Below are 14,121 nucleotides of genomic sequence, written 5' to 3' on the forward strand. Positions count from 1 at the left end.
CCGTGTCACCGTCCGATACCGCCATCCGCACCACGATCGACGACATCCTGAACGAAATCGCCGAGGTCGGCGCAACGATCGCGGTCGATGGGTCGAACCTCCGGCTGGGGTCGCCCAAGGGCCGCATCAGCAGCGAGCTGCGCGAGCGCATTCGCGCGAACCGCGAAGCGCTGATTGCCTTCCTGGGGGCGCGCAACGCAAGGAGCGGGGGGCGAGCGCCGCTGGTGCGCGTGGCGCGCGACAAGCCGCTGACGCTCTCGTTCGCTCAGCAGCGGCTGTGGTTCTTGAATGAGCTGGAGCCTGGGAACCCGTTCTACAACATCCCGGTGGCCGTGCGGCTGCGCGGCTCGCTCGACATCGCGGCCCTGCATGCGAGCCTGAATGAAGTCGTGCGGCGCCATGAGGCCCTGCGCACCCGCTTCGTCGTCATCGACGGCACGCCGTTCCAGCAGATCGTGCCGCACCTGACGCTGACCCTGGCGCAGGAGGACTTGAGCGCGCTGTCAGGCGACCTGCGGGAAACCCAGGCGCTGGCGCGGATGCAGGAAGAAGCACGCACGCCGTTCGACCTGGTCGAAGGACCGCCGATCCGCGTCAAGCTGCTGCGGCTGGAGGCGGCGGAGCATCTGCTGCTGCTCACCCTGCATCACATCGTCGCCGACGGCTGGTCGATGGGCGTGCTGGTGCGTGAGATGGGCGCGCTCTACGCGGCGTTCGCGCAGCACCGTCCTTCGCCGCTTCCCGAGCTACAGATCCAGTACGCGGATTTTGCCCAATGGCAGCGCGAGGTGTTGTCCGGCGAGGAGCTGGACAGGCAGGTGGCGTACTGGAAGGCCCGGCTGGACGGCGCGCCCACGCTGCTTTCGCTGCCCACGGACCGCCCGAGGCCGGCGACGCAGAGCTACCGTGGCGCCACACACTCCTTCGAGGTGCCGCCCGCAATCACCGCGGGCCTGCGCGCGATGGGCCTACGCTCCGGCGGGACGCTCTTCATGCCGCTGGCCGCCGCGCTCAATGTCCTGCTGGCGCGCTACAGCGGACAGCGCGACGTCTGCATCGGCACGGCCATTGCCAACCGCACGCGCGGCGAAATCGAGCCGCTGATTGGCTTCTTCGTCAACACCCTGGTGCTGCGCACGCGCATGGAGGACGACCCGAGCTTCCTGGAGCTCGTGGAGCAGGTGCGGCGCACAGCGCTGGAGGCCTATGCCCACCAGGACCTGCCCTTCGAGCAGTTGGTGGACGTGTTGGCGCCGGAGCGGCACTTGAGCCACACGCCGCTGTTCCAGGTGATGCTGGGCCTGCAGAACGCGCCCATGGGACAGCTGGCCCTGTCGAATCTGGTGTTGGAGCTCGACGAGGCGCACAGCAAGACCGCCAAGTTCGACCTCACCTTCTTCTTCACGGAGGCGGGCGAGCGGCTGCAGTCCATCATCGAATACAGCACCGACCTGTTCGACAGCTCGACCATCGAACGCATGGCGCGGCACTTCCTGGTGCTGGTGGAGGCCGCGGTCGCGCGGCCGCAGACGCCCATCTCGCGGCTGCCATTGCTGGATGGCGCGGAACGCGGGGCACTGCTGGCGGCGTGCAACGAGGCGTCACACTACGAGGTGGAAGGCACGCTGCACGGGCTGTTCGAGGCGCAGGCGGCGCGCCGGCCACAGGCGGTGGCGCTCACCCACGAAGGCCGCTCGCTGGGCTACGGCGAGCTCAACTCGCGCGCCAACCGACTGGCCCATCACCTGCGCTCCCAGGGCGTGGGGCCCGACGTGCTGGTGGGCCTGTGTGCCTCGCGCGGCATCGACATGCTCGTGGCCATGCTGGCCATCCTCAAGGCCGGCGGTGCCTACCTCCCGCTGGACCCGGACTACCCAGCCCAGCGGCTGCTGAGCATGCTGGACGACGCGCGGCCCGCTCTGGTTCTCACCCAGGAAGCCTTCCTGGAGCGGCTGGCCGGTGCTCGCCAGCCCCTGTGGTGCCTGGACCGGGATTCGCAGACGGTGGCGGGCTTGCCCGACTCCAACCTCACGCCGCTCAGCGGTGCCCAGCACCTGGCCTACGTCATCTACACCTCCGGCTCCACCGGCAGGCCCAAGGGCGCGCTGCTGCAGCACGGCCACGTGCTGCGCCTGTTCCAGGCCACTTCTCAATTCGCCTTCACCGAGCGCGACGTGTGGACCTTCTTCCACTCCTTCGCCTTCGACTTCTCCGTGTGGGAAATCTGGGGCGCGCTGCTGTACGGCGGCCGGGTGGTCATCGTTCCCGAGGCGGTGCGACGCTCTCCGTCCGCATTCCTGGAGCTGCTGTCGCGCGAAGGCGTGACGGTGCTCAACCAGACGCCCTCGGCCTTCTACCAACTGCTCGAGGCGGACGGGCAGCGGCCGCTACCGCTGGCGCTCAGAAGCGTGGTGTTCGGCGGCGAGCGGCTGGACTTCCTGCGACTCAAGCCCTGGTACGAGCGCCACGCAGCGGACAAGCCGCTCTTGGTGAATATGTACGGCATCACCGAGACCACGGTGCATGTGACGTACTACGCGGTGGGCCCCCAGGACGTGGAGAAGAGCGCGAGCCTGATTGGCGTGCCGATTGGAGACCTGCGCGCGTACGTACTGGACTCGCGGTTGGAGCCGGTGCCGCCGGGAGTGGCGGGAGAGTTGTACGTGGCCGGGGCCGGGCTGGCACGCGGCTATCTGAGGCGGCCGGAGCTGACGGCGGAGCGCTTCATCCCCAACCCTCACGCAGCAGCGGGCGAACGGATGTACCGCACGGGGGATGCGGCGCGCCGGTTGGAGGGCGGAGGGCTGGAGTACCTGGGGCGCCTGGACGAGCAGGTGAAGGTGCGCGGCTACCGCATCGAACTGGGGGAGATTGAAGCGGCGCTGTCCTCGGTGCCCGGGGTGCGGCAGGCGCTGGTGATGGCTCGCGAGGACCGCCCCGGCGACAAGCGGCTCGTCGCCTATGTGGTGCCGAGCGCGCAGGAGGAGGACGCGCGGGACCGCTACGCGCTGCCCAACGGCATCCGCATCGCGCACCTCAACCAGCACGAGACGCGCGCCGTGTTCGAGGAGATCTTCGAGGAGGAGGTCTACCTGCAGAACGGCATCACGCTGGAGGACGACTGCGTGGTGTTCGACGTCGGCGCCAACATCGGCCTGTTCACGCTGTTCGTGCACGACCGCTGTGCCCGCCCCCGCGTCTACTCCTTCGAGCCGGTGCCACCGGTGTTCGACGTGATGGCCCGCAATGTGGCGCTCCACGCGCCGGGCGCCACCGCCATGCCGTTCGGCCTGTCCAACCGCGCGCAGACCACGCAGATCCACTACTACCGCAACATGTCCGTCAACTCGGGCCTGTATGCGGATGCCCGGACCGAGCGGGCGCTCACCGAGCGGTTCCTGAGGAACCAGTCGGCGGAGGCGGGCTCCTACCTGGACGAGTTGCTGGAGGGCAAGTTCGAGGCCGAGGTCTATCCCTGCCGCATCATCACGCTGTCGCAGGCCATCCGCGACACCGGCGTGGAGCGCATCGACCTGTTGAAGCTCGACGTCGAGAAGAGCGAGCTCGACGTGCTGTCGGGCATCGAGCCCGGCGACTGGCCGAAGATCCGCCAGCTGGTCATCGAGACGCACGACATCGACGGACGCGTCGACACCATCCGCCGTCTGCTGGCCGGCCACGGTTTCAGCTGCGTGGTGCACCAGAAGCGCGCCATGCAGGGCACGGGCGTCTACCAGCTCTATGCCGTGCGCGAGCGCGACGCGCGGGCACACGCCAACGGGCGCTCCGCGCCCCACGTGGGCCTGCTCCAACGCCGCGCGGAGGCGCCGTCCGACGAAGCCGAGCAGGTTGCCGGCATGAACCAGGTGTTCGACCAGATCTACGGCCAGGAGGCCACGCCGGACGACCTGACCTTCGACCTCTCGGGCTGGACCAGCAGCTATGACCGCCAGCCCATCCCGGCAGCGCAGATGCACGAGTGGGTGGACCAAACGGTGGCGCGCATCCGTGCGCTCGAACCCGAGCGGGTGTTGGAGCTCGGCTGCGGCACCGGCCTGCTGCTGCACCGCCTGGCGCCGTCGTGCACGCGGTACTGCGGCACCGACCTCTCGGGCGTGGTGCTGGACAAGCTGCGCCGCGGCCTGGCCGGGCGCGAGCCCATGCCCTGTGAGATCTCGCTGCTGCAGCGCCCGGCGGATGCACTGAGCGACCTTCCCGGCGGGCCCTTCGACACCGTGGTGCTCAACTCGGTGGCACAGTACTTCCCGAGCCTGGCCTACCTGACCACCGTGCTGGAGGGCGCGATCAGGCAGATTGGCGCGTCCGGCCACGTGTTCGTGGGCGACCTCCGGCACGCCGGGCTGCTGGAGCTGCTGCACGCCTCCATGGCCCTGCACCAGGCCGAGCCGGACGCCCGCGTCGGCGAGCTGCGACAGCTCGTGACGCAGAACGCGCGCCGCGAGGCCGAGCTGCTGGTCGACCCCGCCTGGTTCTTCGCGCTGCGCCAACGCTTCCCGCGCATCAGCGGCGTCACGGTGCTGCCCAAGCGCGGCCAGGTGGACAACGAGCTGACGCGCTTCCGCTACGACGTGGTCATCTCCGTCGGCCAGGGGGTGGACGCACTCGCGCCCGACTGGCAGGCCTGGGAGAGCGAGGAGGCCGTGCGCCAGCGGCTCGCGCGCGAGGCGCCGCCTTACCTGGCCGTGCGCGACATACCGCAGGCGCGGCTCGCCTCCATGCGCGCGGCGCAGGGGCTGCTGCACCGGATGGCCGATGAGGCGACGGCGGCCGAGCTCGCGCGCGAGCTGGACACCCAGCCCCTGCCGAGCGTGGACCCGGCGCGCCTGGAGGCGCTGGCCGCCGAGCGCGGCTACACCGTGCGCTTCGCGCTCGCCTCGGGCAGCGAGGGTGGCCTGCACGCGGTGTTCCTGCGCACGCCGCGCGCCCTCGACTGGTCGGCCCTGTACCCGGCGGCGGGCGCGGACGACGCGTCGCTGCGCGCGCTGGCGCACGAGCCGTACTCAGAGGAGCGGCAGGCTGGGTTGCAGCAAACGGTGCTGGAGCGGCTGCGCGAGCAACTGCCGGCCTACATGGTGCCAGCGCACGTGGTCGTGCTGGACGCGCTGCCGCTCACGCCCAATGGCAAGGTGAACAAGAAGGCACTGCCCGCGCCCGACCTCACGCGCGGCGAGGCCGGCTACGTCGCGCCGCGCACGCCCATGGAGGAGGCCACGGCGCGCATCTGGGCGGAAGTGCTGGGCCTGGACCGCGTGGGCATCCACGACAACTTCTTCGACCTGGGCGGCCATTCGCTGCTGGCCACGCGAGTGATCTCCAAGGTGCGCGCGCAACTGGACGTGGAGCTGCAACTGCGCGCCCTGTTCGAGGCGCCCAGCGTGGCCGCGCTGGCCGCGCGCATCGAGGCCGAGCGCGGCACGCGCAAGCGCGCGACGGAGCGCATCGAACCGGTGCCGCGCCAGGGCACCGTGCCGCTGTCCTACGCGCAGAACCGCTTCTGGTTCCTGGAGCAGTACCAGCCCGGAGTCCTGTCCTACAGCATGCCGGTGGCGCTCACGCTGTCCGGTGCCTGGGACGCGCGGCGCCTCGCACGCGCCTTCGACATGCTGGTGGCGCGCCACGAGCCGCTGCGCACCACCTTCAGCCACCGCACCGGCGTGCCCGAGCAGGTGATTGCGCCGCCGGCGCCCCTGCGCGTGGCGGTGGAGGACTTCAGCGGGCTCGGCGCGGCGCAGGCGAACGACGCCGTCACGCGCGCGATTCGCGAGGAGGCGGCCACGCCCTTCCACCTGGAGCAGGGCCCGCTGTTCCGCGTGCGCCTGCTCGAGGCCGCCGAGGGCGAGCACGTGCTGCTGCTCACGCTGCACCACATCCTCTACGACGCCTGGTCGCTCCGGGTGCTGCTGGAGGAGGTGCTGCGGCTCTACGACGGCCTGCCGCTCGCGCCGCTGCCCATCCAGTACGCCGACTACTGCGATTGGGAGCGCCGGCAGCTCACCGGTCCAGCGTTGCGCGAGCAGCTCGACTACTGGAAGGAGCAGCTCGCGGGCGCCCCCGACCTGATGCCGCTGCCCACCGACCGGCCGCGTCCGGCGGCCATGACCTATCGCGGGCGGACGCACCGTGCCGCGCTGTCGCCCGAGCTGACGCGGCGCCTCACGGCTCTGGGTGGCGCTTCGCGCGCGACCTTGTTCATGGTCATGGCCTCGGCGTTCAAGGCGCTGTTCCACCGCCTGACGGGGCAGCACGACCTGTGCCTGGGCAGCCTGTCGGCCAACAGGCCGTATGGCACGGAGAACCTGATCGGCATCTTCGCCAACATCGTCACGCTGCGCAGCACGGTCAGCGCGGACAGCTCGTTCGCCGAGGTGCTGGACGCCACCGCGCGACAGGTGCTCTCTGTGCACGACTACCCGCTGCCGTTCGAGCTGGTGCTCACGCATCTGGTGGCCAGCCGCGACGCCTCGTACATGCCCTATGCGCAGGTGGTGCTCAACTTCTACGACGACGCGGAGCTGGGCGGAGCGCTCGATGACTTCACCTCCGCCGAGGGCCTGCGCATCGCGAACCGGCCGAGCGAGGTGGGAGTGCAGGCCGACTTCGAAATCAAGGTCGAGATGCGCATGACGGGCGACCGGCTCTCGGTCGACTACGTCTACAACACCGACCTGTTCGACGCCGCGACCCTGGCGCGCTGGCACCACCACCTGGAGTGTCTGGCCGAGGCCGCCTGTGACGCGCCGGCCACGCGCATCTCGCGGCTGCCACTGCTGGATGGAGAAGAACGGGGCGCGCTGCTGGCGGCGTGCAACGAGGCGTCACACTACGAGGTGGAAGGCACGCTGCACGGGCTGTTCGAGGCGCAGGCCGCGCGCCGGCCTCAAGCGGTGGCGCTCACCCACGAGGGCCGCTCGCTGGGCTACGGCGAGCTCAACTCGCGCGCCAACCGGCTGGCCCATCACCTGCGCTCCCAGGGTGTCGGGCCTGACGTGCTGGTGGGCCTGTGTGCCTCGCGCGGCATCGACATGCTCGTGGCCATGCTGGCCATCCTCAAGGCCGGCGGTGCCTACCTCCCGCTGGACCCGGACTACCCAGCCCAGCGGCTGCTGAGCATGCTGGACGACGCGCAGCCCGCTCTGGTTCTCACCCAGGAAGCCTTCCTGGAGCGGCTGGCCGGTGCTCGCCAGCCCCTGTGGTGCCTGGACCGGGATTCGCAGACGGTGGCGGGCTTGCCCGACGCCAATCTCACGCCGCTCAGCGGTGCCCAGCACCTGGCCTACGTCATCTACACCTCCGGCTCCACCGGCAGGCCCAAGGGCGCGCTGCTGCAGCACGGCCACGTGCTGCGCCTCTTCCAGTCCACTTCGCAATTCGCCTTCAGCGAGCGCGACGTGTGGACCTTCTTCCACTCCTTCGCCTTCGACTTCTCCGTGTGGGAAATCTGGGGCGCGCTGCTGTACGGCGGCCGGGTGGTCATCGTCCCCGAGGCGGTGCGACGCTCTCCGTCCGCATTCCTGGAGCTGCTGTCGCGCGAAGGCGTGACGGTGCTCAACCAGACGCCCTCGGCCTTCTATCAACTGATGGAGGCCGAAGGGCAGCGGCCGCTACCGCTGGCGCTGCGGACGGTGGTGTTCGGCGGCGAGCGGCTGGACTTCCTGCGACTCAAGCCCTGGTACGAGCGCCACGCAGCGGACAAGCCGCTCTTGGTGAATATGTACGGCATCACCGAGACCACGGTGCATGTGACGTACTACGCGGTGGGCCCCCAGGACGTGGAGAAGAGCGCGAGCCTGATTGGCGTGCCGATTGGTGACCTGCGCGCGTACGTGCTGGATGCGCGGCTGGAGCCGGTGCCGCCGGGAGTGGCGGGAGAGCTGTACGTGGCCGGGGCCGGGCTGGCGCGCGGCTATCTGAGGCGGCCGGAGCTGACGGCGGAGCGCTTCATCCCCAACCCTCACGCAGCAGCGGGCGAACGGATGTACCGCACGGGGGATGCGGCGCGGCGGTTGGAGAGCGGAGGGCTGGAGTACCTGGGGCGCCTGGACGAGCAGGTGAAGGTGCGCGGCTACCGCATCGAGCTGGGGGAGATTGAGGCGGCGCTGTCCTCGGTGCCCGGGGTGCGGCAGGCGCTGGTGATGGCTCGCGAGGACCGCCCCGGCGACAAACGACTGGTCGCCTACGCGGTCTGCGAGCCCGAGGCGCGCGACGCGGCGCGGCTGCGCGTGGCGCTGCAGGGAACGCTTCCGCACTACATGCTGCCCTCGCACATCGTGCTGCTGGAACGCCTGCCGCTCACGCCCAACGGGAAGATCGACCGCAAGGCGCTGCCAGCGCCCGACATCTCGGGTGAAGAGCGCGTCTACGTCGCGCCGCGCACGCCCACCGAGGAAGCCGTGGCCGCCATCTGGTCGGACGTGCTCCAGGTCGCGCGTGTGGGCGCGGGGGACAACTTCTTCGAGCTGGGTGGCCATTCGCTGCTGGCGACGCAGGTGGTGGCGCGGCTGCGCGACACCTTCGGCGTCGAGCTGCCGCTGCGCACCCTGTTCGAGACGCCGCACCTGGGTGCGCTCAGCGCGGCCCTGAACGCGGCCCTGCGCGAGGGCCAGGGGCTGGACGTGCCACCGCTCGCCGTGCAGCGCCGCCCTACCCGCCTGCCGTTGTCCTATGCGCAGGAGCGGCTGTGGCTGCTGGAGCAGATCGAGTCGCTGGGCGCGGCCTACAACATCGCGGGCGCCGTGCGCTTCGTCGGCGCGCTTGACGGCCAGGCCTTCGCGAGCACGCTGGCGGAGATCGTGCGGCGCCACGAGGCGTTGCGCACGCGCTTCGCGGCCGACGACGAGACCATCGAGCAGATCATCGATCCGCCCGGCCGCTTCGCGCTGGAGCGCATCGACCTGTCCGCGCTGCCGGCGGCCGCACGCAAGGAAGAGGCGCAGCGCACGATACACGCGGCGGTGGGCAAGCGCTTCGATCTCGCCAAGGGGGCGCTCTTCCATGCCGTGCTGCTGCGCCTGGCGCCGGAGGAGCACATCGTCGTGGTGGTGATGCACCACATCGTCAGCGACGGCTGGTCGCTGGGGGTGCTGATCCGCGAGCTGGGCGCGCTGTACACCGCGTATGCCCAGGGCCGGGAGTCGCCGCTGCCGGAGCTGCCGGTGCAGTACGCCGACTACGCCCTGTGGCAGCGCGGCTGGCTTCAGGGCGAGTCGCTGGAAAAGCAGGTCACCTACTGGAAGCAGCGGCTCGCGGGCGCTCCCGCCGCGTTGGACCTGCCGCTGGACCATCCACGCCCCCCGGTGCAGAGCTTCCGCGGCGCGAGCGTGTCGTTCGCGCTCCCCAAGGCGCTGACCGGGCAGTTGCAGGCGCTGGCGCGCGCGGAGGGGGCAACGCTGTTCATGGTGCTGCTGGCGGGCTTCCAGCATCTACTTGCCCGTTGGAGCGGGCAGGAGGACATCGTGCTGGGCACGCCGGTGGCCGGCCGCACGGACCGGCGCACCGAAGGGCTGATCGGCTTCTTCGTGAACATGCTGGTGCTGCGCACCGATGTGTCGGGAGACCCCAGCTTCCGCACGTTGGTGACGCGGGCGAAGGAGACGGCGCTGCAGGCCTATGCGCATCAGGACCTGCCGTTCGAGAAGCTGGTGGAGGAGCTCAATCCGGTGCGCGACCTGTCGCGCCCTCCCCTCTTCCAGGTGATGATCAACTCCTTCCTCACCGAGAACCAGCAGGGCTTCCTGGAGCTGCCGGGCCTGCGCGCCGAGGTCCTGGAGAGCGACGAGGTGAGCGCGCGGTTCGAGCTGATGCTGCGGCTGCATGGGCATGACGACGACGTCGGCTGCCAGTTCGAATACGCCACCGACCTGTTCGACCGCGCAACCATCGAGCGCTTCGGCACGCACTACGTCGCATTGCTCTCGGAGGCCGTGGCCAGGCCAGACCAACCGGTGTCCGGCTTCGCGCTTCTGGGCGATGCGGAGCGACACCAGCTGCTGGTCGAATGGAACGCCACCGCTTCGGGGTCGGAAGCCGACTGTCTCCACCGGCGGGTCGCACGTCAGGCCCCGGATGCCGTCGCGCTGGCCTGGGACGACGAATCCTTGACCTACGGCGAGCTGGACGCGGGGTCGAACCGGCTGGCCCGGTACCTGGGCACGCTGGGCCATGCGCCCGAAACCGTGGTGGGCCTGGTGATGCAGCGGTCTCCGGCCACGCTCGCGGCCTGCCTGGGCATCCTGAAGGCGGGCCTGGCCTGCCTGCCGCTGGACCCGGCCCATCCTCCCGAGCGCCTGAGCGACCTGCTTGCCGACGGCGCGGCGGCGCTCGTGCTCGGCGCGGACGGCTACGCCGATGCGCTGGCGCGAGACGGCTGCCCGGCGCTGGACCTGACCGGGCTGGCGGAGCGCATCGCGGCCTTGCCGGACACGCCCTTGGACAGGGTGACCGGCCCCAGCCAGCTCGCATGCCTGGCCCTTGCCTGGGATGCGTCCGATGCCCCCTGCCTGCTGATGCTCACGCACCGCGGGCTGGCGAACCAGGTGTCCATGATGGCGCGGCACCAGGGCGCCACGGGCGAGCCGCGCCAACAGGCGTTCGGCTTCGAGCCGTCCGTGCAGGGCCTGCTGCAGCCTCTCACTGCCGGCGCCCGGGTGCTGCTCACGCCGCGGGAGGCGGCGGAGGCGGCCGTGCCCGAGGACGTGAGCCTGTACGGCCTGGCCCGGCTGCCGGCCGATGCTCAAGGGTCCCGACTCGGCCTGCTCGCACCGGGCCTGCGCGCCTACGTACTGGACCGGCGGCTGATGCCGCTGCCGGCGGGCGTGTACGGCGAGCTGTACCTGGGCGGTGCCGAATGGGCACGCGGCTACGCGGCACGGCCGGACCGCACGGCACGAGACTTCCTGCCGTCGCCCTTCGTGGAGGGCGAGTGCCTCTACCGCACGGGTGAGCTGGCGCGGCGGCGCGCCGACGGCGCCCTGGAATTCCTGGAGCCGCCGCGACGGACGCGCGTCGCCGGCAGTTGGGTGGAGCTCGGCGAGATCGAGGCGGCGCTGCGGCTGCATCCGCGCGTCGCGCAGGCGGTGGTGGCCGTGCGCGCGGACGCCCAGGGCCTGCCACGGATGATCGCCTACGTGGTGGCGGATGCCGCCATGTCCGCCGATGCGGCGGAGGGCGGCGCCGAATGGCACGACTCGCTCGCGCGGCGGTTGCCGCGGCACATGCTGCCATCCGCGGTGGTGGTGCTGGACGCGCTGCCGCGCACGCCGCGAGGCACCGTCGACTGGAACGCCCTGTCAGCGCCGGGCGGCGGCGCGGAGTACGTAGCGCCGCGCACGCCCGAGGAGGAAAGCCTGGCCGCAATCTGGGCCGAAGTGCTGGGCGTGGAGCGCGTGGGCGCACAGGACAACTTCTTCGACCTGGGCGGCCATTCGCTGCTGGCCACGCTGATGGTGGCGCGGCTGCGCGAGGTGTTCGGCGTCGACGTGCCGCTGCGCACCCTGTTCGAGCTCCGCACGCTCGCGGCGCTGGCCGAATACGTCGCCAACGTGCGCTGGTCCGTGCAGGGGGGGCCGCAGCCGGGCGCCTCCGCGCAGGACGCGGACGACGAGGAGATGGGCGTCATATGACCTCTTGGAGGAACGCAATGTCGGGAGGAAACCCGTGAGCGATGTCGCATCGACCATCCCGCCGCTGTCGCGCCACGCCGCCGCGCGTGGCTACCGCGGCGGCGGCCCGGAAGACCGGTTGATCGAGAGGACCACCCTGCCCCAGGTACTGGCGGGCATGCCGGCACACGGCGGGCCGGCGCTCACCTGGTACGAGGCGGAACGGCGCGCGCTGCATTTCGACGCCGCCGAGCTGCGCAGCCAGGTCCGTGCGCTCGCGCAGTGGTTCGCGCGGGGGCACGGCATCACGCGCGGCGACCGCGTCATCGTGCTGTCCGCCAACAGCCCGGAGGCCTTCGCCACGCACCTGGCGCTGATGTCGCTGGGCGCGGTGACGGTGCCGGTGAGCAACACCGAATCGCCGCGCGTGCTGCAGCTCATCGCCGACAAGGTCACACCCCGGCTCGTGGTCACCGGCCGCGAGGTGTCGGCGGAGCTGCTCGCGGCCAGGCCGGGCGGCATGGTGGCGCTGCCGGCCCTGCCGCTCGCGGCCGACGTCGACGCGGGCTTCGAGTGGCCGGCGCGCGACGTGATGCCCGACGACCCGGCGGTCATCCTGTTCACCTCCGGCACCACGTCCGCGCCCAAGGGCGTGTGCCTGAGCCACTACAACCTGCTGGTCAACGCGGAGGGCCTGGCGCGGGTGCATGACCTGGCGCGGCGCCGGGTGCACATGTGCGTGCTGCCGCTGTTCCACGCCAACGCCTTCGGCTTCTCCATGGTGGCCTCGCTCTACGCGGGCAGCCATGTCGTGCTCAGCGCCGGCCTGCCGGGCGCGGCGGTCTGGGACATCCTGCGTGCGGAGCGCGTGGACGTCATCTCGCTCGTGCCGGAAATCATCCGCGTGCTCTCGCGCATGCCGGTGCCGCGCACCACGCTGCCCGACCTCAAGTACGTGACCTCGGCCGCCGCGCCTCTGCCCAAGACGGTGGCGCGCGAGTTCGTCGACAAGACGGGCATCCCCATCCACCAGGGCTACGGCCTGAGCGAATGCGTGAACTTCGCCGCCACCATTCCCTGGGATATCCCGGACGCCGACCTGGAGCGCTCCATGGGCCACTGGGCGGTGCCGAGCATCGGCCCGGCCCTGTTCGGCTGCGACATCGGCATCCGCCGCGCGGACGGCTCGCCCGCCGGCACCGAGGAGGAAGGCGAGATCGTGGTGACAGGCCACACCCTGATGCGCGGCTACTGGGATGCCGAGGATGCGACCGAGGCGGCCCTGGGCGAGGGCGCGCTGCGCACCGGCGACCTGGGTTTCTTCGCCCTGGTCGGCGGCGAGCGCTACATCTTCGTCACCGGCCGCAAGAAGGAAATCGTCATCCGCTACGGAGAGAACCTCTCGCCGCTGGCCGTCGAGGCCGAGCTGGAGGCGCTGCGCGCCGTCGGCCGCTTCGCCGTGACGGGGTTTCCCAACGAGGCGGCGGGCGAGGAAATCGGCCTGTACCTCGTGGTGCCCCGCACGCCCGACAACGAAAGAAAGGTGCTGGACGCGGTGAAGGCCTGCTCCGTCCGCTACCGACCGCGCGTCGTCCTGTTCGGCGCCGACCCCATCCCCGCGACGCCGACCGGCAAGGTCAAGCGCGCCGTGCTGGCGCAGCGGTTCCAGGCCTACGCCAGGCGCAACTTTGGCAATGACCCCATCGTGGGCACCTGACACCCCAGACCCTCCCGGCGCAATCCGAAACACCGCCCCCGTGTCTCAACCGGAGCACCACCTCATGCACACCCTTCACCAAGACAGCTTCATTCCCTTTCCGCTTTCGCACGGCCTGCTGGCGGACATGAAGGACGACACGTTCTCCACCCAGCTATGGGCCTGGTCGGAAGACCGGCTGCAGCTGCCGGCCGGCGCCACGCACATCGGCTACGTCTACGACGGCACGCTGACGCTGGAGCATGCCGCCGGCACGTTCAAGCTGCGCGGCGGCATGTATTTCTCCGCGCCCGGAGAGGCCGTGGTGCACGGCAGCGGCCGGGGCATCGCCATCTCCCGGCTGGGCTACAACGGCTTCTTCCAGGTGGGCGGCCCGGTGGAGGCGCGCGGGCGTCTCAAGTACATCGACGGCTGCACCGACTCGCTGCTGATTCCGCCGGTGATGATGGGCGACGCCTGCTTCAACCTGCTGTACTTCCCGCCCGGGGTCGACCAGACGCAGCACACGCATCCGTCGATGCGCGTGGGCATGGTGATTCGCGGGCACGGCGCCTGCGTCACGCCCACCGAGGTCATCCCGCTCATGCCGGGCCGTGTGTTCGTGATTCGCGCCGAAGGCCCGCACGCCTTCCGCACCACGGACTCCGAAATGGCCGTGGTCGCCTACCACCCGGATAGCGATTTCGGCCCCACGCACGAAGCGCACCCGATGATCAACCGGACCATGGTCAATGGCCTGTCGGCCCGCCTGATCGACGAGATCCGGACCAAATGACACACGTGGTC

3 protein-coding genes are annotated in these 14,121 nt (G+C 70.6%); all 3 read left to right on the plus strand.

All coding sequences use genetic code 11. From position 1 onward, the window contains the following. Positions 1-2: 2 nt before the first annotated feature. The gene (locus tag OV427_RS47445) at positions 3-11,639 is read left to right on the plus strand and encodes a non-ribosomal peptide synthetase (protein WP_267862871.1); all 11,637 of its coding nucleotides are present in this window, start codon (positions 3-5) and stop codon (positions 11,637-11,639) included. Positions 11,640-11,673: 34 nt separating this feature from the next. Further along, the gene (locus OV427_RS47450) at positions 11,674-13,335 is read left to right on the plus strand and encodes a class I adenylate-forming enzyme family protein (RefSeq protein WP_267862872.1); all 1,662 of its coding nucleotides are present in this window, start codon (positions 11,674-11,676) and stop codon (positions 13,333-13,335) included. Positions 13,336-13,399: 64 nt separating this feature from the next. Then, positions 13,400-14,110 carry a cupin domain-containing protein gene (locus OV427_RS47455; RefSeq protein ID WP_267862873.1) on the plus strand — a complete coding sequence of 237 codons (711 nt, stop codon included), beginning with the start codon at positions 13,400-13,402 and terminating at the stop codon, positions 14,108-14,110. The last annotated feature ends 11 nt before the right edge of the window (positions 14,111-14,121 follow it).

The sequence above is a fragment of the Pyxidicoccus sp. MSG2 genome, from assembly GCF_026626705.1.
GTDB lineage: Bacteria > Myxococcota > Myxococcia > Myxococcales > Myxococcaceae > Myxococcus.